The organism is Peribacillus sp. SRI_006 (assembly GCF_057586375.1).
The window spans coordinates 1-19,671 of sequence record NZ_JBYCZT010000031.1 but is presented as its reverse complement, the minus strand read 5'-3'; the positions used below and the strand labels follow the sequence as shown (position 1 = coordinate 19,671).

Sequence of the window (19,671 nt, the reverse complement as noted above, 5' to 3'; positions counted from 1 at the left end):
TTATGTGGATAATTAGGGTCAAGAAAAGAAAAAACATGTAGGTAACCTACTTAAACCTTGATTAATAAGGAAATTATTACGATATTGATGATTGTCTTTTAATTATATAAAGTCAATCAATAAATTAGGTTTTTTTGGTTATATAACTAGGGCTATAAAATCTTACGGGGAAGTTATTATAATTATCTGAATAATAGAAAAGCGAAGGAGAGAAAAATATGAATGCTCAACTATACCTACATAAATCCCTTAGAGATAAATTGATTAAGCCCTATTATCTTTACAAGAAAACATACAATGATAAAATCTTAAATATATTCGCTAATATTGAAGAAGAAGCTAATTCTGTTACTGAAAATTATTTTAATGAGTTAGGTAAAAACTTCTATCATGAGGACAGTGATCCAGGAGATTACGCAGATGCAGCACAGGAAAAAGGACTTGAATATTATGAAGACATGGCTTTAATGGAATATACCACAAAGTTAATGATGATATCGACTTTATACCAGTTTTGGGAGCAACAGGTGAGATACTTTCTTTATGATGAAATAAAGAAGAGTCAACATATTCCTGTAAACAAAGGAAAGGAAATACCATATCAAAATTTTGGTACAAGTATAATACCTATTAAAGAATTTTTCATACTTTTTGGTCAAGATCTCGAACAGTTAAGCTCATGGGAGACAATAGATGAATTAAGAATATTATCGAATGTAATTAAACATGGGGACGGTAACTCTGCAGTAGCATTGGCTAAAAAAAACTCAAAATTCTTTGAATCTAAATATTCTAATATTAATCTATTAGCGTTATATGGTACAACACTAAATGAACGTGTTCTAAATTTAGAGGAAATATCCTTTGATAAGTATGCTGATGCTCTTATTAATTTTTGGGGTGAGCTTCCCCAAAGGATGTACGCAATAAATTCTCCATCATTATAATATGTGCTAAAAGTTTATAAATATATTTTTATTAGCCTAATGGTTTAGTCTTGATTAAGAAGAAGCTAAATGGGGCTTCTTTTTATGTGCCTTAACGCTGATTCTATGAGATATAACAAATAGAAAAATGCAAAAAAATCTTGTTATAAAAGTCATAATTATTAAGGTGATAAATATGTACATTGCTGAATTGAAAATAAAGAATTTTCGTAATTTTAATAATGAGACAATAATTGAGTTTCATGAGGGCACAAATGTGATAATCGGGCAAAATAATGCAGGAAAAACAACTGTAATTAAAGCGTTGCAGCTTTTATTTGATACTCAAAAAAATAAACGACTATCTATTGATGACTTTAATAGGAATACAACTACTGCAGAATTAAAAGTGGCACCTCCGAAAATAACCATATCAGCAAAAATAGTGGAGTCTACAGGTGAAAAGGAATATTCTGATGACCTAGTTACGGTATCTACCTGGCTAACGAAAATCGAAAGTCCATATGAAGCCCATATTACATATGAATTCTTCCTTCCAGATAAAGAAGTGGATTCTTATATAAAGAGTATGAGTAGCATAGGAGAAGAACGAACAGAAGATTGTTGGGATGTAATTCGGCACAATTTTTTGAGGAAATATACTCAAAAAATTTATGTGGGAAATCCAGAGCATAAAAATTCAATAGATTTAGAAACTATTAATAAATTTGCCTTTCAATTCTTAACAGCAATTAGGGATGTTGAACGTGACTTGTTTACCGGACGAAATACTTTGTTAAAAGAAGTAATTGACTTTTTCATGGATTACGAGATTAAGATGGATGACAAACTTGAAAAAGAGGAGCAAATCGAGCAGATAAAAGTAAAGAAGCAAGCTTTTTCAACTGATGCACAGTTGTTGATTAATTCATTGCAAGTTCGGATGAGTGCAGGGAAAAAACATATGCTTAAGTATGTTGAAGATACAGGAGCTGGATTTGGAGGTATGACGCCATCTTTTGATGGGGCGATATTAGATACAGAATTATACTCTGCTCTTAAGCTTATCGTAGAAAGTGAAACAGGCATCAAGCTTCCTGCTATAAATAATGGACTTGGCTATAATAACTTAATATACATTTCACTTCTACTGGCAAAAATGCAGAAAGATGCTTCAGGTGATTATTTAGGATCAAATGCTAAAGTTTATTCCATTTTAGCGATTGAAGAGCCTGAAGCACATTTGCATCCCAATATGCAGTATAAGTTTTTAAAGTTCTTAAAAGAAAATCAAGATACAGAAGTAAATCAAATTTTTATTACTTCTCACTCACCAAATATTACGGCAGCTGTTGAGCTGGAAGATATAATTGTACTGCAAAAAGATAAGGAAGATATTCGTGTCGCTTATCCAGGGAAAGTATTTGACGAAAGTCCAGAAGATCAGAAGTCAAAAAATTACGTAAAACGATTTATCGATGTGACAAAAGCAGATATGTTTTTTGCGAAGAATTTAATGCTAGTTGAAGGTTTAGCAGAACAATTATTGTTACCTGAGTTTGCAAAGAAGCTGAATTTTGATTTAGCTGATACTCATACCTCGATTATTAATATTGGCGGTAGATATTTTGACCATTTTTTAAAGTTGTTTGATGAAGAAAAATGCAAATATGCAATTAAGAAAAAAGTAGTTTGTATTACGGATCTAGATCCTGTAAGAAAAGAAAAAAAGGAGAAAGCTTCTTGGAAATCATGTTCGCCGATATTTCTTTACACTGATTCTAACAAATATGAATATAAAGCCTTTTCGAATACCCTGATTGATAAAAGAGGAAATAATAAACATAATTTCATTAAAATTTATAGTCAAAAAGAAAATGAAAGCTCTACTTTTGAATATGACCTTCTGTTAAAAAACATCACTTCCGAAAGACTTCTAACAGATTCTGTTTCTAATAAAGAAGAAATCAAAAAATTAATGAGAGCTTTTGATGAAGGTAAATCAGTGCAAGAAATTGCAAAGATATTAGGGAATAATGAATATGGAAAAGAGGTTAGAAGTTTTATAGATGTTGCAGTAATTGATGATGCTGAAGTAACTGAAAAGTTAAAAGCTAAAATAATTGCAGGTCGATACTTAACTTCCATAAAAAAGGGTGAAGTTGCACAGGAGTTAGCCTATGTAGTTTCTACTACAAAGTCAAAAGAAGACTGTATCATTCCACCAGATTACATTAAAGAGGCGATAACATGGATTTGTCAAACGCAATAAAATTAAAAGATAGTAGGGACAATCTGCCAATTGACAATCATTTTAAGCTTTATGCCGGTCCGGGTGCGGGGAAAACAAGGTTTCTAACTCACCATATTCATCAAATTTTGAACCAATCAGAAAAGCTAATTAAAGCTAAAAAAATTGCCTGTATTACTTACACAAATGTGGGTGTTGATACGCTGAAAAGGCGTTTGAAAGATACAGGTGATGATGTTGAAGTAAGTACTATACATAGCTTTCTTTATAAACATGTAGTTAAGCCATATTTGTGGACGTTGAATGATTGTCCTTTTCCGGTTGAACTATTAGATGGACACGATGAAGTTAAATTAGGAAGAAGCTTGCTACAAGAATTCAAAACAAGAAGTAAGCAATATTTCGACGAGTCACAGAATAAAGACCTTGCTAATGCCCTAGGAAAGCTTATGTGGATGTTAAATTTAAATGGATCTTTAGTAGAATTGAAATTTCTCAATCCATTCCAAGCAAAGGTTGGTACCTATAGGATCAAGAAAAATTCATATGCTATTTATAAAGAAATATGTTGGGAAAAAGGACTATTAAGCCATGATGATGTTTTGTATTTTTCATACTTACTTCTACAGCAAAAAAATGGAATAAGAGAAATCTTAAGAGCAAAATTTCCTTATATTTTGCTAGATGAATTTCAAGATACAAGTCCTCTACAAGCAGAAATTATTAAGCTAATTGCCGAAAAAGAAACCGTGATTGGTGTGATTGGAGATCCTTGTCAGGCTATATTCTCTTTTCAGGGGACTGATGAAAATTTATTCGATCAATTTAGTTTGGATGGTATGTCTCTTTATTATTTAGAAGACAATCATCGATGTACTGAACAGATTATCACTATACTGAATCATATAAGAACCAAGGGAGATTTTATTCAAGCTAGTCCAGACAACAAGTCTGGTGAGTCACCTGTTTTACTAGTAGGCAGTTCATTAGATGCTCACAAGTATGTTTCCCAAGATCTTGGAGTTAACACGTTCTATACATTGGCTTACCGAAACACTGAAACAAATGCTATTAAGTATGACTTCAAGGGTGATTACAAAGAGGAAGTTAATCTTATTTTTGGAGATGGTTCAAGAGGATGGATGATTCATTTTATCATCCATGCGATAGAATATGGAAGGCAATTAAAGTTACAGGAAGCAATCAAATTTATGAGGAAAGCGTATAAAAATGATTTTTCAGATAAAGATGCTTTCAGCAATCTGAAAAGACTATTAGGAGCATATAACGGTTATTATGAAGGAAATATCAAAGAATTTTATAATAATTATATTTTTGGACATTATGGTATTAAAGGCAAGATTTCAAGTGGAAAGGTGAAAAACTCTTACGAGCAGCTACTTTATAAAAGAGCAGCAACAGAGGTTAGAATTGCTGATGATACAAGTTTCTTTAAGACCATTCATAAATCAAAAGGCGACGAATTTGATAATGTTCTTGTTGTGATCCCAACAATTAATGATGATAAGAGTTTGGAATTTTTACTTGCACCTGATATGAGTAAAGAAGATCATCGCGTATACTATGTGGCGTTAAGTAGGGCGAAGAAGAAATTATATATTAATGTACCGGAAATTACGAGCAAAGTAATACAGGATTTAGCACATTTAAATATTAAACATGTTTATTTATAACAGTAGGTTAATTTAATATTTGGAGCTGAGACATCTGCTTTAAGAGCTTTTCGGATTTCCCCATTTGGTAGAGTTGAATGATTTGTTGTTTAAATTCGGAAGTAAACGTATGGCGTTCTCGCTTGGTCATTTTGAGTGTTCCCTTATCTATAGAGAGATAAGGGTATCTGCTCTTTAAACTTGATAAGTGTAGACGATTCAGGAATGCCTTATCCACCCTCATGTCATGGAGGAACAAATAGGAATATTATATTACCTCAATTTAGTGAAAAAGAAAGGGGAATAATACCTGGGAAGATGCTTTAACCAGGAATATTTCTCTTTCTATACAATAAATTCAAATTGTGAAGGATTGTACTTGAACTAACAGGTGCTTAACTTCATTACCACGAGCTGATCATCAGCTCCTTTTTTTATGCAACTAAAGGGACGCAATACTCCCTCTTCATAATGAGAAGAGGGGGTACTTCTCTTTATGAAAAAGTGCATTATAGCCTTATAATCTCTTGTTTTGCTTAAATAAAGGTTATTCTTATTACCTTGATATTAGATTTGAGGGTTCGTTTTATCCAACTTGGATAATTCATGAAATAATTCCTTTAATCTTGTCTCATTTCTTTCTATATAACAGTCAAAAAAGACATTAAATTGTATGTTCAAATTAAGGGTGCAAAAATAATCATTTTCTTCTAATACGTTATAATTATTTAACCATAAGGAAAAGAAAAATGGATTTTGCAAACCGGTAGCAATGTATTCTATCCATTTTGGAAAATCAGACCAGAAATCACCTGTAAATTTAAGGATCGATGTGTTCTCAATTAGTTCCTTATTTGATAAACCAAGAGAGAGGGATAGTGAGACAATCTGCTTGGAACACATAATAAATACCTCATAGTAATTTTGTAGATTTGTGTGGTTCAGCTGTTGTTTTATTAATTGAGATGGAATCAAAAATGGAGGTGGATTAGCTACAAATGTTCCTTCTCCCTGTCTTGAATCGAGGTATCCTAAAAGTTCAAGACTTCGAATACCTTCTCTGATTGATGAACGACTGACCCCTAATAATTCACTTAAATTTCTTTCGGTAGGAATTTTGGCCCCTCCAGATAGTTGCTCGGATTCAATATATTCAACAAGCTGATTTATAACCTGTTGATACATTTTGGGGGGCTGTTGAACTTTATAATTTCTATCTCTTTTCACTTATTAAACCTCCTGGATATTAGATAATTATCATCTGAATGAATATTAATAATTAATCGCTGACTAAACAAGTTACGATTCATTTTTGTAGATTTAATCAATTAAATAGGGTGAAATACAGAGTATTTTTACGTAGGTTCTATAAAAACCTAATTTGATTATAAATCCCAACATATAACAATTCCTCTTTGACTGTTATTAAATTATATATGATTATATAGTATAATAATTATTAGTTATAAATGATACTTTAAAATGTAAGCATATTAACTTTAGAAGGTATAAAGAGGTGACAAGGTTGGTACTTAAAAATATTAAGAAAAAAAATTTATATGAAGAGATTATCTCTGAAATTATTCAATATATTCAGGAAGAAAATTTGAAACCGGGTGATAAGCTCCCTACTGAAAATGAATTTGTAGAAATATTTCAGGTAAGTAAAACAGCTATTAGAGAGGCGCTTAGTGTTCTTGTAGCTAAAGGGATTATAGAAAAGCGTTCAGGTGTTGGCAGTATATTGAAAGGGATAAATGGTAGTACCTTTGTTGAACCCATCACCCAGAAGCTTATGATGGAAGAACAAACGCTAAAAGAAATTCTTGAGTTCCGTAGGGGAGTTGAAGTAGAGTCTGCTGCCCTAGCAGCCCAAAGAGCTACTAGCGAGCAACTAGAAGCAATTGAAAATGCCCACTTAGAATTGATTGAAGTGAATCGTAATGGGGGAATTGGGATAGAAGAAGATTATCGCTTTCATTCTTTGATTATTATTTCCTCTGGAAACTCTATCTATGAAACCATATTTGATATGATTTCTCCAACATTTTTAGAAGCATTAAAAGTCAGTAAGAATCAATCCAAGCGATTATCAAAATCATATTTAGAAGAGGCTCACCAAGAACATGAACGGATTCTTAAAGCCTTGAAGAAAAGGGATGCAGTAGAAGTTCGATTAGCTATGCTTGATCATCTCGAAAAAAACGAAATTAAAATTTGGAACAATGAGCTTTAAGGTTTTGAATTGATACTATAAGGTATTACATTATTTGCGAGGGTTTTACTTAAAAAAGGTAAGACCACTATATTTTCTTTTTTTCACAAAATATTATTTGGTTTTTCATTTCGTATAGAAACAAGCATTTGACTTGCTCTGTTTTACAAGAAGTTCTATAACGTTTTTAAGTATGTCACCATAATTGAAATTATTTTTAAAATCAGCCAAGGCAAAGAAAACTGCTTGGCTGCTTTTTATGTTTTTTAAATTACTTAAAGTAATATTTTCTTCTGGATTTTAGAAAGAATAGCCCTTGCTATATATAATTAATCTCTAAAATTTATCAATAATAATCGTTGATTCACGAAATTTATAAAAATAAAATACTTTACAAATTCAAATTGTCTTTATATTATGAAAATAGATAAATTAATATGGTCAGACCATATTAATTTATAGTGACTTAGTCAAAAATAAATAGGAGGAATATTCTATGAAATTAGCAACAATTCAGCGTAACGGAGAAGAAATGGCGGGGCTTGTAGTTCATGATGGAATTTTGTTGATAGAAGATTTAAATACTAAATTTAATCAGGAATGGTCAACAGACTTATTTGAAATGATTACTTCTAACCAATTAGATGGGATGAAACAATGGTATTACTCAGAAGGTAAAGAAAAAGTTGCAGAACTAGGAGACATTCTAATTCCTTTTCAAGAAGTAGAGTATGCACCTCTATATCGTCATCCAAGAAAAATTTGGGGAATTGGTTTGAATTATGTAGAGCATGCAGCTGATTTAAACGAAAATGCACCGAATACAGAACCTGCAAGCTTTCTAAAACCGGATACTACCATTATTGGTCCCAATGATACGATCAAAATTCCTTTGCAATCTGAGAGAACAACAGCAGAAGCAGAGCTTGGAATTGTTATTGGAAAGGAATGTAAGGATGTGTCTGAAGAAGATGCCCCTAATGTAATTGCTGGTTTTACTACCATAATTGATATGACAGCAGAAGATATTTTACAGAGAAATCCTAGATATTTGACTCGATCGAAAAGTTTCGATACATTTTTTAGTTTTGGTCCTCACCTGGTTACACCTGAAGAAGTTGAAGAAGTAGTAAATTTAAATGTTTCTACCGTTATTAACGGAGAGGTTCACCGGAAAAACATTGTTTCTAACATGTCTTTTCTTCCTTGGCATTTAATATCTTTCCACTCTAAGGTTATGAAATTATTACCTGGTGATATCATCTCTACTGGTACTCCAGGAGCTGTCGTAATACGTGATGGGGACATCGTAGAATGCCATATTGATGGGTTTGAAAAACTGGTTAATCATGTAAAAGATTTAAAACTTAAAGGGGAGGTAACTACGCATGGAATTGAATCTTACAAATAAAGTTGCCCTTGTTGTTGCATCAAGCCAAGGACTCGGAAAGGCTATTGCAACACAACTAGTCAAGGAAGGCGTAAATGTCATGCTAACAAGCAGGGACAGCGTAAAATTGAAAGAATTACAGCGTGAACTTCACTCTTTGGGTAAAGGAAGGGTTGAATATTGTCAGGCTGATATTACAAATGTAGATGATATCCGTATGTTAGTTAGGAAAACGACTGAGACATTTGATGGAATCGATATTTTAATTAATAACGCAGGAGGACCTCCTAGTGGTAAGTTTGAACAATTCTCCGATGAAGATTGGGAAAAGGCATTTGAACTAAATTTGTTAAGCTATATCCGTTTAATTCGTGAAGCTTTACCTCATCTCAAGAAACAAGGAGGACGCATTATCAACCTAGCTTCTTCATCAATTAGGCAACCTATACCGGGACTTATACTATCTAATACCTTTCGGTTAGGAATTGTAGGATTAACTAAAACTCTAGCTGAGGAATTAGCTCCATTTAATATACTGATTAACACGGTTGCACCGGGTAGAATTGCAACAGACAGAGTAGCATTCCTGGATCAAATCAAAGCAGATAAGCTTGGGACTACACGTGAAGAAGTGGCAAAAGCATCACAAGAAACGATCCTGCTGAAGCGTTATGGAACTCCAGAAGAGTTTGCCAATGTGGTGACATTCTTGGTATCAGATGCAAGCACATATATGACAGGAAGTTCCTTTTTAGTTGATGGAGGTATGTTAAAGTCCATCTAAGAATAACAAAGGATTTTTCATTTTCATAGTAGATCATTAGGATGCAATGCTTATAAACGAAACCATACTTAGGTTGAAACAGAATGTCAGCCAGAAGTTAGATTAAAAAGCAGTGATATTAAGGTCAATACCGAAAATACCACATAAAAATTTATCCTGATAAATATGAGGAGATGTATGAATTTGCAAAGTGCTACTATGATACAAGCATTGCCTGAGTCAAAAACTCTTTCAATTTTAAATAAAGTTACGCTTCTTAAACAAGAAGGTCACGATATTATTAATTTGGCTGGAGGAGATCCAGACTTTAATACGCCAAATATGATTATTGAAGAAGCAGAAAAGGCCATGAAATTAGGGATGACACACTATGTAAGTAGTAATGGAATTCCAGAGTTACGTAATGAGATCGCTCATAAGTTAAAGACTGAAAATGGAGTCAATTATGACCCTTCCCAAATTATTGTAACGGCAGGGGGGAAACCAGCGTTATATGTTGCGTTAAAAAGCATAATAAATCCTGGTGACGAAGTATTAGTTATCAATCCAGCATGGGTAAGCTTTGAACCGTTAATAACTATGGTTGGTGGACATGCAGTTTCAGTAGATTTAAATCCTAATGATCATTTTAAACTTACAAAAGATTTACTGGATGCTGCTTGTACTGAGCGGACAAAAGCTATTATTGTAAATAACCCAAATAACCCAACTGGTAGAGTATTAACTAATGAGGAATTTCATAATCTTAGGGATGTTGTGATAGAGAAAGACCTAATTATTATTGCTGATGAAGTTTATGAAAAGTTGGTTTATGGAACACATCAATTTACTTCGCTTGCGAGTATACCTGGACTTGAAAATCTTACTATTACAGTACAAAGCTTCTCCAAGGGGCATGCCATGACTGGATGGAGATTAGGTTATTTAGCATTGCCAAATGAACTTGTACCTGCTGCTTCTAATATACAAGGGCATCTCGCAACATGCACTCCAGCATTTATCCAAAAAGCAGGAGTCGTAGCTCTTAAGGAAGCGAAAGAAGAAGTAGAACACATGCGTAGCATATATGATAAACGTATTAATCAAGTAGTGACTTATCTAAATCAAATTCCGGGTGTTATATGTCCCCATCCTGAAGGCGCTTTTTATGTTTTTCCAGAAATCAAATTTCGCAACTTCGATTCAATTGAACTTGCCAATTATCTTCTAGATGAAGCTAAGGTAGCAGTTACTCCAGGAATAGCATTTGGCTCTAGCTATATGCATAACATTCGAATTTCATGTGCTATGTCCGAAGGGGAACTTGAGGAAGCATTAAGACGCATAGAAAAAGCACTTACTAAGATAGAGTAAGCTAAGCAAAACCACACCTTACTATTGAAAGGGGATAGGTAATGCAAGCTCTTAGAAGAATTCCTTTATGGCTCCAGATTTCCATTGCTCTTGTATTAGGTTTATGTTTAGGATCGATAAGTAAAACCATAGGGATAGAAGCAAAAATTTTAGGTGATGCTTTTATTCATATGATTAAGATGACAATTGTACCATTGATTTTCCCCCTAATTATATTAGGGATTTCTCAAATAAAATCAACCGGATCACTAGGTAGGCTTTCTCTAAAAGCCATTATCTATTTTGAAATTGTTACAACTTTAATCATCGTTATGTCCTTACTGCTTGCTAATATGGTGGACCTTGGAGTTGGAGCTGATTTATCAGGAGGAAATATGAAAGCTCTAGAGGGACTTGAGGCCAATAAAATTGACTTTAGAGAGTTTATTCTTCATATAATACCTTCTAATATATTTGTAGCCTTTTCAGAAGGGAATATATTAGCCATTGTCTACTTTGGTGTTTTCTTTGGCTTGGCTTTACGTTCCCTAAAGGGAAAAGCCAAACCTATAGAGGATGTTCTTGAGGCCCTTTCTAAAGTAATGTTTAAAGTTTTAGATTATGTCATTAAATTTTCTCCAATTGGTGTTTTTGGATCTATTGCTTATAGTATGGCTACTTACGGTTTCGAAAAGTTAAGTACCTTGCTTGATTTAATTTTAGTAACCTATGCTGGGTTAGCTATAGTTTTATTAATCATTTTTCCCATAATTGCTCGCATCTATAATATTCGGTATTGGGAGTTAATTAATGAAATAAAAGATTTATTATTAATTGCTTTTACAACACGGAGCTCCGAGTCTGTATTTGCCCCTCTTACAGCACGTTTAGAAGGATACGGTGTCAAAAATTCAGTAGTATCTTTTGTATTGCCTCTTGGCTATTCATTTAATCTCGATGGTGGAATGGTCTACATGGCTCCGGCTATTTTGTTTTTAGCTAATGCCTACGATATTCAACTCTCGCTATTAGAGCAGGTACACATAATTCTTTTACTTATGCTACTTACTAAGGGTGTTGCTTCCGTTCCTTCAGGAGTAATTGTTGTGTTGACTAGTGTTTCTGTTGTGATAGGGCTGCCAATGGAGGGTATTGCATTACTTATGGCAGTTGATTTCATAATGGATATGGCTCGAACTGCAACTAATGTAGTAGGGAATGCATTGGCTACAGTAGTAATAGCCAAATCGGAGGGAATGTTTCACAAAAAAGAATTCGTAGTTGCTGAACAAGAGAAAATAAAAAGCTCTTAAGACTTTGAGCAGGCTTACCCCTTTGGTGAGTCTGCTTCATTTTAAATATATGCATCGCTTCTATTCTAGAAATCCTGGCGTTTACTGCGGCTGACCGCAGACGGGCAAATTGCAAAGCCACTGCTGCTTCCGTCATATGTTTATGCTTTGCCACTTAAATGAAATATTCGCTTTGTCTTAATTCCAATGTAAGCTCCTTTATCTAATATTCAGATTACTCTTTAAACTTTTATTTATATCATGAAACTATTACTTACAAGCCTATTTATACAAACAAGTGAATTTTCAAGACTATATAACAAAAAAGAGGAGTAAAAAAGAAATGATAACTTCACAAGAAGTCCGAAAAGATGATCTACAAGTGGCTAATGAATTTGTAAGCAAAGTATACGCACAAGTAAAAGAGCGTAATCCTCATGAAAGAGAATTCCATCAAGCAGTGAAGGAAATATTCCTTTCATTAGTTCCAGTATTCGCAAAACATCCAGCATATATGAAAAATGGGATATTAGAAAGACTCGTAGAACCGGAAAGAATGATTACCTTCCGTGTCCCTTGGGTTGATGACCTTGGGAATGTACAAGTGAACCGAGGTTTCCGCGTGCAATTCAACAGCGCGATTGGACCATACAAAGGCGGTCTACGTTTCCATCCGACAGTAAATGCTAGCATCATCAAGTTCCTTGGTTTCGAGCAAATCTTTAAAAACTCTCTTACAGGACAACCTATCGGCGGCGGAAAAGGCGGGTCTGACTTCGATCCAAAAGGAAAATCAGACGCTGAAATCATGCGTTTTTGCCAAAGCTTTATGTCAGAACTAGGTCGGTATATCGGACCGGACACGGACATACCGGCTGGAGATATCGGAGTTGGAGCAAGAGAAATAGGATATCTATTCGGTCAGTATAAAAAGATGCAAGGAAGCTATTACGCAGGTGTTTTAACTGGTAAAGGGATAAGTTATGGCGGAAGTTTTGCGCGTACGGAAGCAACTGGATACGGAACGGTTTACTTCGTCGAAGAAATGCTAAAAGATAAAGGTTTACAGTTCCACGGAAGCACTGTCGTTGTTTCAGGATCTGGTAATGTATCTATTTATGCAATCGAAAAAGCTACACAGCTGGGTGCTATAGTAGTTGCTTGCAGTGACTCCGATGGTTACATTTACGATAAAAATGGACTAAACCTAGATACAGTTAAACGCTTAAAAGAAGTAGAAAGAAAACGTCTGTCTGAGTATGTCATTGCTCATCCAGAAGCCGAATACAATGAAGGAAGTTACGGTATCTGGTCTGTTTCTTGCGACATCGCCCTTCCGTGTGCAACACAAAATGAGATTGATGAAGAAGCAGCAAAATTGTTGGTTCAAAACAACGTGAAGGCAGTAGGTGAAGGTGCCAACATGCCTTCTACCCTTGAGGCTATTGACATATTCCTTAATAATGGCATCTTATTCGGACCAGCTAAAGCTGCCAATGCGGGTGGCGTTGCCGTTTCTGCACTTGAAATGGCTCAAAACAGTGCTAGATTGCCTTGGACATTTGAGGATGTCGATGCCAAACTTCACGGTATCATGAAAAACATTTATAAAAAAAGTGTAGAAGCATCAGAAACATACGGTGAGCACGGCAATTTAGTTGTCGGAGCAAACATTGCTGGCTTCCTTAAAGTAGCAGACGCTATGCTGATTCAAGGTATCCTCTAAAAATAAGATAATGTAATAGGCGGCCCCAATTTGGACCGCCTTAATAAAATCTAGTGAATTTTTTAGCATGAAATTATATTTCTTTAAAAGAAAAGAGTGAGCTTAATTATGAAAGACATTAAAAATATCTATTGTGTAGGTCGAAACTATGCCTTACATGCAAAAGAGTTAAATAATGAAGTACCAACTTCTCCTATTTTATTTTCAAAACCAACTCATTCGCTTGTGGAAGCAAATGGTCAGTCAATTACATTGCCCAGTAATCAGGGTTCCATTCACTTTGAAACTGAACTTGTCATACATATCTCAAAGCAGTACGAACCAGGAATGAAAGTAGATGAAATAGTAGATGCCATGGCCATTGGGTTGGATTTAACACTTAGAGATGTTCAATCAGAGTTAAAACAAAAACAGCATCCTTGGCTTTTGGCTAAAGGATTTAAAAATTCAGCTGTTGTTAGTGAATTTATTCCGTTTATAGGTGTTGAAGCATGTAAACAATTAGATTTTTCTCTTTTTAAAAATGGAGAGCGTGTACAAGTCGGAAATATTATAGACTTACTTTTTGATTTGCAAACGATTATAGAATTTACAGCAGAGCATTTTGGGCTAGGGAAAGGAGATATTATTTTTACCGGTACTCCAAGTGGTGTCGGTCCTCTTTCAGATCAAGACAAGCTTTCACTAAACTGGGGTGGAAATGAAGTGGGATACTGTTCAGTCATACTACATCCATGAAAAAGAGCAGTCATTTTTGACTGTTTTTTTTCGTGGAGATTTCTCAATCTTAGACAAAAAGAAGAAACTCCTCTAAAATAAGGAAAAACAATTAAAGTATAAGGGGGATAAGGATATATAGAAAAGAAGTGGGGAAAACTCCTCCATTTAAGTTGAAATAAATATGTCACGTACTTTATTCAAAAAGCTTGACCATTAAAACCTGATTAAAATTAATTCTTAATGAAGTATTTTAGAACTTAGTCTTGAGCACTATATTTAAAAGATAACGATAATCATTTAAAGTGCTATATTATAATAATATAGGATAGAACAGGTGGAATGTGCATGAAAAACAACCCAGAAAATGAGTATTTAGATAATTGGCTATCTATTACTAATATTCAAATGAGCATTACTAATGAGCTAGAAAGTACTTTGCAAAAAAATCATAACCTGTCGTTAAAAGAGTTTTACGTTCTTTACTTTTTATCTCAAACAAGCGATAAACAATTGAGGTTACAGCAATTACAAGAGGTGGTAGGATTAAGCCAAAGTGCTATATCAAGGCTGGTAGGTAGGCTCGAAGCAAAAAGTTGTGGGGCATTACAAAGACATATATGTAAAGATGATCGTAGAGGTATCTACACACGTTTAACTACATTAGGTGAAGAAAAACTAGAGAGAGCCTTGAATACTTTTCAAAATATTCTTCACATTGCTTTTTCAAAAGGTAATCTTCAACGTGAGTTACAATCTTTAATGCAGAAATTATAATGTAACCTTCTAAGTTTATTTTAAACAAGGCAGTTACTTCTATTTATTTAGATATGAATCAGTTGTTACTTTAGCCTAGTGTGGTTCACAGGAGCTATCTTTTATTTAAATATTATTGCTGTGTGTATATATTTCTCCTTTAGATTGTGAAAGGTTGACAAAGATAAATGATTAATGTTAAATTAAATGCATGCTCATGCATTTAGTTTTATCTCCTTTTAATTTATATGAAAATGTATAGGTTGACAAAGAGAAATAGCTATTGTAAGTTAGATGCACGCGCATGCATTTAAAAGTGTTGAATTTATATGTTTTAAGTATACTAAATCGTATAATTTAACATGCATGAGGAACTATATGTTGTGGTTAACATTTATTCAATTATTTATTTAACTAAAAAGGAGTTTTTAGCATGGAACATTTATTTAGTACTTATAAGCTAAAAGGATTGGAATTAAAAAACCGTGTTGTCATGTCACCGATGTGTCAATATTCAGTTGAAAAGAAAGACGGCATTGCGACAGACTGGCATTACCTACACTATGTAAATCGAGCAATCGGTGGAGCTGGTTTTATTATGGTTGAAATGACAGACGTTGAACCCGATGGTCGTATTTCAGACTATGATTTAGGGTTATGGTCAGATGAACAAATTCCTGCTTTAGCACGAATTGTAGAAGCTTGTCACCGTTACGGAGCCAAAGTGGGTATCCAGATTGCTCACGCCGGTCGCAAAGCAGAAGACGCAGAAGTACCGGTTGCGCCTTCAGCGATTCCATTTGATGAAAAATCAAAAACACCAAGAGCTCTTTCAACAGCTGAAGTCAAAGAAATGGTAGAAAAATTCCGTAAGGCGGTGCAGCGTGCAGTAAAAGCCGGGTTTGATGCTATTGAAATTCACGGCGCTCATGGTTATTTAATTCATCAATTCCACTCTCCGTTAACGAATAAACGAGATGATGAGTATGGCCAAGATCTCACGAAGTTCGGCCGAGAAATTATTGAAGCAGCGAAAGCTGAAATTCCAGAAAACATGCCATTAGTGATGCGTATTTCTGCCAAAGAATATGTAGAAGATGGATATGATATTAACGGAAGTATCGCATTTGCGAAAGAATATCAAAAAGCAGGAGTAGATATCTTTGACATCTCTTCAGGTGGCGAAGGTCAGATTGCTGCTTGGGGAAAACCGGGTACCCATGCAGCTTACCAAGTGCCACTAGCAAGAGAAATTAAGAAGGCTCTTGATGTTCCTGTCATTGCAGTAGGAAGATTAGATGACCCTGCATTAGCAAACGCGGTAATTGGAAATGAAGAAGCAGACCTTGTAGCTGTTGGCCGAGGCATGCTACGTAACCCTCATTGGGCATTAGAAGCTGCAGCTACATTGAAAAAAGAGACGATTGTGCCTACACAGTACGCAGATGGTTTTAGAAGATAAGTTGAAGTAACAAAAGGTACAAACCTAAAGGAGGAGTATAAAACATGTCATATATTCAAGATAAAGTAGTCATCATTACAGGATCTTCAAGTGGTATTGGGGAAGCAACAGCGCTTCATCTTGCGAAGAATGGGGCCTCTGTCGTTCTAGCTGCTAGAAATGAAGAGAAACTAAAAAGTCTAGCAGATCGAATCAATAAAGACGGGGGAACGGCTTCCTATAAGGTGACAGATGTTACGGTTAAAGAAGATGTTCAATCTCTTGTGGACTTTACAGTAGATAAATTCGGAAGAGTGGATACGTTAATTAACAGTGCAGGGATGATGTTGTTCTCCATGTGGGATAACGCTCATGTAGACGAATGGGAAACGATGATCGATCTAAACGTAAAAGGTGTGCTGTATGGAGTAGCTGCGGTCCTTCCTCATATGAAGAAACAAGAAGGCGGACAAATCATTAATGTAGGTTCCATTGCCGGTCATGCGATTGGCGAAGGCCATGGAGTGTATAGTTCTACAAAGTATGCAGTAAGAGCGATTACCGAAAGTTTACGTAAAGAGGTATCAGTCAAACATAATATTCAAGCTGTTTTAGTTTCACCAGGTGTCATTGCAACTAATTGGCAGGATACAGTGACAGATGAAGATGTAAAATCCGTACTGGGAGAATTAAATAAGGTAGCTATTGACGTAGACTATGTAGCTGAAACAATTGGATTTGTGGTTAATAAACCTGCAAACGTCATGATTAATGATGTGATTGTCACACCTACAGCACAGGAATGGTGATGTAGTAATTCGAAGGAAATACTTCTGATTACGAAGCAAAGAAAGGTAATTTGCCATACTTGATTTTGTCTATAGGAATGAGACAACTAGTTTTACACTTATAAGTTGGTTTAAACTTACTAAATATTATATGGTCAGACCATATTAATATCATTTTTATCATTAAAATTTATTTTGGGAGGTTTTTTCATGAAGGTATTAGTAGTAGGAGCTAATGGTCGAGTAGGTTCATATCTTGTTGATAAACTAGTTGAAAAAGGTCATTTTGTTTACGCAGGAACTAGAAGAGGTAACCTCACAAGCAATTCGAGCAATGTTCATTATGTTCATATAGATTTATTAGCTAGTCCTGAGGTAATAGCTGAAAATATGCATGATGCAGAAGCTATTTTATTTGTAGCTGGTTCTAAAGGAAAAGATTTATTAAAGATTGACTTAAACGGTGCTGTTAAAGTGATGCGCGCTGCTGAAAACAAGAAAATAAAGAGATTTATTATGCTTAGTTCAGTTTTCGCCTTAAATCAAGACAAATGGAATGAGTCATTTCTAAAAGATTTAACAAATTATAATATTGCCAAACATTTTGCTGACCATTGGCTGATTAATAATACCAAGCTAGACTATACAATCGTACAACCTGGGGTTTTAAAAGAGGAGCCTGGATTTGGAAAAATAGATGTCAATATTGATCATCCTGGTGAAAATGCTATAGAAAATGTAGTGGACACGTTAGTTCAGAGTTTGCAAGACCCTAATACCATTGGAAAAGTTATCACAATGAGAGATGGTAAAACTCCTATAGCAGACGCTTTGCGAAATTTATAAGAATAGCTTTTCCAGATGCATATCAAATAAAACGAGACTGAGCTACAAAACTTTATTATCGTTAAATGGACTATTTATAACTTAAGGGGGTTTGAGGAGAAATGAGCAAAACAGCAATAAAAGATTACGATGAGATTATTGAAGTGGTGAATAAGTATATTGAAGGCCTTATTACAGGGAACAAAGAAGTAGCAAAGCAAGCTTTTCATAAAGATGCAACTATGTACGGTTACAACACAACTGATGGCTTTCTAGGAGGACCTATTCAAAACTTATGGGACTTTATGGATAAAGCTGGTCCTGCAAAAAATCTTAAATCAAGAGTTGATATTCTAGATGTTGAAGCAACGATTGCTTCGGTTCGTATAAGTTTAGAGAATGATGCGTATGGCGAATCATACACTGATTTTCAGCAATTACTTAAACTAGGCGGTGAATGGATCATTATTTCGAAGTTATTCCATCTGCATTCGTAAAAATAGTTTCTAATAAACATCATGCAAAACTTTGAATTTCAAAACCCTATAAACATGTATTTCTCTTAAATGATTGGATTATCAATATCCATTCATATTTTATACTAATCCTTAAATCTTGTTAGTATGGGCGCCGAATGATAATTCTGCTGTTTCAAAAATTGAGAATGTTATTTAAATCACTACTCAAACCTTAATTGTCGGCGTAGTTATTGCCAAGAATCTTACGCCAGATAGAATTGAAAATATTAATATTATATTTATTATAATATGAAAGAATGGCCAAAAATCATTTTGATTTTTGGCCATTTTAATATTAGAAGTGAAAACCAAATAATTATTTTTCTACACAAGCAATTATATCTTCAGCTAAGAGTTTAGAACCACTAGCACCTTTTAGATATTTCAAGGTTCCTTCACTTGACCAATCAAATATCTTTATATTAATCATTTTTTTTGATACTTCGTTAATGTTTAACTGGTTCGAAGTGAAATTATAATTTGAAGGAATAATTTTATTGCCGGCTATAGCTAAAGCATTTAAACAGACTATATGAGTTAATCTATATTGCTTATAATCATTCCATTCCACAGGTAACAACTCTTTAAAACAATTAAAATATGTAAGGGTTATATTAAGTATTTTTTCCTTAGGTAACTCGGCTATCTTTGTATTTTTAATTAATAACACAAGAAAGTTATATACATTTTGTAAAGTGATATGCTTTTCTTTAGTTCTTTTGCCAATTAACGTTCCTTTATTATACAAGGGGCTGTGAGGGTCAATAATTAGCTGTGTTGCAATCCAACTAAGATTATCACTTTCTCTTTTTAAAAATCTACTTAACGAAGTACCTATACCTTTAGCTTTTGTATTAATAACATCAAAAATTTAATTTCTACATCTAAACAGTGAAAAGTATTGAACCACACATTTAATATTGTACTATTTGTATATACTCCGATTCACCCAAATGTGAAGTTTTCACCTATAGAACTGCTAATATTCAGGTGAATTTTTTATCTCCCTGAAAACCTGACTCTACACCGAAGTTAAG

17 protein-coding genes are annotated in these 19,671 nt (G+C 34.2%); 15 read left to right on the top strand and 2 right to left on the bottom strand.

Features of this window, described 5'->3' with window-relative positions; genetic code table 11:
• The first annotated feature begins 218 nt into the window (after window positions 1-218).
• From AC2YHV_RS27140 to AC2YHV_RS27130, 3 genes are all read left to right on the top strand, one after another.
• Window positions 219-947 carry a hypothetical protein gene (locus tag AC2YHV_RS27140; protein ID WP_487374563.1) on the top strand — a complete coding sequence of 243 codons (729 nt, stop codon included), beginning with the start codon at window positions 219-221 and terminating at the stop codon, window positions 945-947.
• Window positions 948-1,122: 175 nt separating this feature from the next.
• A complete protein-coding gene (locus tag AC2YHV_RS27135; protein ID WP_487374562.1) occupies window positions 1,123-3,198 on the top strand; it encodes an ATP-dependent nuclease in 2,076 nt (691 codons plus the stop codon).
• The gene (locus AC2YHV_RS27130) at window positions 3,177-4,871 is read left to right on the top strand and encodes a UvrD-helicase domain-containing protein (RefSeq protein ID WP_487374561.1); all 1,695 of its coding nucleotides are present in this window, start codon (window positions 3,177-3,179) and stop codon (window positions 4,869-4,871) included. Before AC2YHV_RS27135 ends, AC2YHV_RS27130 begins: the two co-directional genes overlap by 22 nt.
• Window positions 4,872-5,417: 546 nt before the next feature.
• On the opposite strand, the gene AC2YHV_RS27125 is transcribed toward AC2YHV_RS27130, so the two are convergent.
• Window positions 5,418-6,077 (bottom strand): FadR/GntR family transcriptional regulator, encoded by a 660-nt coding sequence (locus AC2YHV_RS27125; protein WP_487374560.1) that lies wholly within the window; start codon window positions 6,075-6,077, stop codon window positions 5,418-5,420.
• Window positions 6,078-6,375: 298 nt separating this feature from the next.
• Between AC2YHV_RS27125 and AC2YHV_RS27120 the strand changes: the two genes are divergently transcribed.
• From AC2YHV_RS27120 to AC2YHV_RS27065, 12 genes are all read left to right on the top strand, one after another.
• Window positions 6,376-7,086 (top strand): FadR/GntR family transcriptional regulator, encoded by a 711-nt coding sequence (locus AC2YHV_RS27120; RefSeq protein WP_487374559.1) that lies wholly within the window; start codon window positions 6,376-6,378, stop codon window positions 7,084-7,086.
• 475 nt (window positions 7,087-7,561) lie between these two features.
• Window positions 7,562-8,476, top strand: coding sequence for a fumarylacetoacetate hydrolase family protein (locus AC2YHV_RS27115; protein ID WP_477589317.1), 915 nt, complete (start codon window positions 7,562-7,564; stop codon window positions 8,474-8,476).
• On the top strand, window positions 8,454-9,239 hold the full coding sequence (locus AC2YHV_RS27110) for an SDR family oxidoreductase (RefSeq protein ID WP_487374558.1): 786 nt from the start codon (window positions 8,454-8,456) through the stop codon (window positions 9,237-9,239). The genes AC2YHV_RS27115 and AC2YHV_RS27110 overlap by 23 nt, the downstream gene beginning before the upstream one ends.
• 177 nt (window positions 9,240-9,416) lie before the next feature.
• Window positions 9,417-10,592, top strand: a complete 1,176-nt coding sequence (locus tag AC2YHV_RS27105) for a pyridoxal phosphate-dependent aminotransferase (RefSeq protein WP_487374557.1) — start codon at window positions 9,417-9,419, stop codon at window positions 10,590-10,592.
• Between the two features lie 41 nt (window positions 10,593-10,633).
• The gene (locus AC2YHV_RS27100; RefSeq protein ID WP_487374556.1) at window positions 10,634-11,884 is read left to right on the top strand and encodes a dicarboxylate/amino acid:cation symporter; all 1,251 of its coding nucleotides are present in this window, start codon (window positions 10,634-10,636) and stop codon (window positions 11,882-11,884) included.
• A 322-nt stretch (window positions 11,885-12,206) separates the two neighbouring features.
• A complete protein-coding gene (gene gdhA, locus AC2YHV_RS27095) occupies window positions 12,207-13,589 on the top strand; it encodes an NADP-specific glutamate dehydrogenase (RefSeq protein WP_487374555.1) in 1,383 nt (460 codons plus the stop codon).
• Between the two features lie 108 nt (window positions 13,590-13,697).
• Window positions 13,698-14,327 (top strand): fumarylacetoacetate hydrolase family protein, encoded by a 630-nt coding sequence (locus AC2YHV_RS27090; RefSeq protein WP_487374554.1) that lies wholly within the window; start codon window positions 13,698-13,700, stop codon window positions 14,325-14,327.
• A gap of 327 nt (window positions 14,328-14,654) precedes the next feature.
• Window positions 14,655-15,083 (top strand): MarR family winged helix-turn-helix transcriptional regulator, encoded by a 429-nt coding sequence (locus AC2YHV_RS27085; RefSeq protein WP_487374553.1) that lies wholly within the window; start codon window positions 14,655-14,657, stop codon window positions 15,081-15,083.
• A gap of 412 nt (window positions 15,084-15,495) precedes the next feature.
• Window positions 15,496-16,524: an NADH:flavin oxidoreductase/NADH oxidase gene (locus AC2YHV_RS27080; protein WP_477591029.1), complete on the top strand. Its 1,029-nt coding sequence runs from the start codon at window positions 15,496-15,498 to the stop codon at window positions 16,522-16,524.
• A 44-nt stretch (window positions 16,525-16,568) separates the two neighbouring features.
• The gene (locus tag AC2YHV_RS27075) at window positions 16,569-17,312 is read left to right on the top strand and encodes an SDR family oxidoreductase (protein WP_262869465.1); all 744 of its coding nucleotides are present in this window, start codon (window positions 16,569-16,571) and stop codon (window positions 17,310-17,312) included.
• 189 nt (window positions 17,313-17,501) lie between these two features.
• Entirely contained in the window at window positions 17,502-18,137 is a 636-nt protein-coding gene (locus tag AC2YHV_RS27070; protein WP_487374552.1) for an NAD(P)H-binding protein, read from the top strand.
• Window positions 18,138-18,238: 101 nt separating this feature from the next.
• Window positions 18,239-18,613, top strand: coding sequence for a nuclear transport factor 2 family protein (locus tag AC2YHV_RS27065; protein ID WP_487374551.1), 375 nt, complete (start codon window positions 18,239-18,241; stop codon window positions 18,611-18,613).
• A gap of 337 nt (window positions 18,614-18,950) precedes the next feature.
• Here the strand turns inward: AC2YHV_RS27065 and AC2YHV_RS27060 are convergent, their stop codons facing one another.
• A complete protein-coding gene (locus tag AC2YHV_RS27060) occupies window positions 18,951-19,205 on the bottom strand; it encodes a hypothetical protein (RefSeq protein ID WP_487374550.1) in 255 nt (84 codons plus the stop codon).
• Window positions 19,206-19,671: the final 466 nt, after the last annotated feature.

What these genes read in the sequence shown, in the direction of transcription:
- AC2YHV_RS27140 (WP_487374563.1), top strand. Translation starts at nt 219, where the DNA reads ATGAATGCTCAACTATACCTACATAAATCCCTTAGAGATAAATTGATT.
- AC2YHV_RS27135 (WP_487374562.1), top strand. Translation starts at nt 1,123, where the DNA reads ATGTACATTGCTGAATTGAAAATAAAGAATTTTCGTAATTTTAATAAT.
- AC2YHV_RS27130 (WP_487374561.1), top strand. Translation starts at nt 3,177, where the DNA reads ATGGATTTGTCAAACGCAATAAAATTAAAAGATAGTAGGGACAATCTG.
- AC2YHV_RS27115 (WP_477589317.1), top strand. Translation starts at nt 7,562, where the DNA reads ATGAAATTAGCAACAATTCAGCGTAACGGAGAAGAAATGGCGGGGCTT.
- AC2YHV_RS27110 (WP_487374558.1), top strand. Translation starts at nt 8,454, where the DNA reads ATGGAATTGAATCTTACAAATAAAGTTGCCCTTGTTGTTGCATCAAGC.
- AC2YHV_RS27105 (WP_487374557.1), top strand. Translation starts at nt 9,417, where the DNA reads ATGAATTTGCAAAGTGCTACTATGATACAAGCATTGCCTGAGTCAAAA.
- AC2YHV_RS27100 (WP_487374556.1), top strand. Translation starts at nt 10,634, where the DNA reads ATGCAAGCTCTTAGAAGAATTCCTTTATGGCTCCAGATTTCCATTGCT.
- gdhA (WP_487374555.1), top strand. Translation starts at nt 12,207, where the DNA reads ATGATAACTTCACAAGAAGTCCGAAAAGATGATCTACAAGTGGCTAAT.
- AC2YHV_RS27090 (WP_487374554.1), top strand. Translation starts at nt 13,698, where the DNA reads ATGAAAGACATTAAAAATATCTATTGTGTAGGTCGAAACTATGCCTTA.
- AC2YHV_RS27085 (WP_487374553.1), top strand. Translation starts at nt 14,655, where the DNA reads ATGAAAAACAACCCAGAAAATGAGTATTTAGATAATTGGCTATCTATT.
- AC2YHV_RS27080 (WP_477591029.1), top strand. Translation starts at nt 15,496, where the DNA reads ATGGAACATTTATTTAGTACTTATAAGCTAAAAGGATTGGAATTAAAA.
- AC2YHV_RS27075 (WP_262869465.1), top strand. Translation starts at nt 16,569, where the DNA reads ATGTCATATATTCAAGATAAAGTAGTCATCATTACAGGATCTTCAAGT.
- AC2YHV_RS27070 (WP_487374552.1), top strand. Translation starts at nt 17,502, where the DNA reads ATGAAGGTATTAGTAGTAGGAGCTAATGGTCGAGTAGGTTCATATCTT.
- AC2YHV_RS27065 (WP_487374551.1), top strand. Translation starts at nt 18,239, where the DNA reads ATGAGCAAAACAGCAATAAAAGATTACGATGAGATTATTGAAGTGGTG.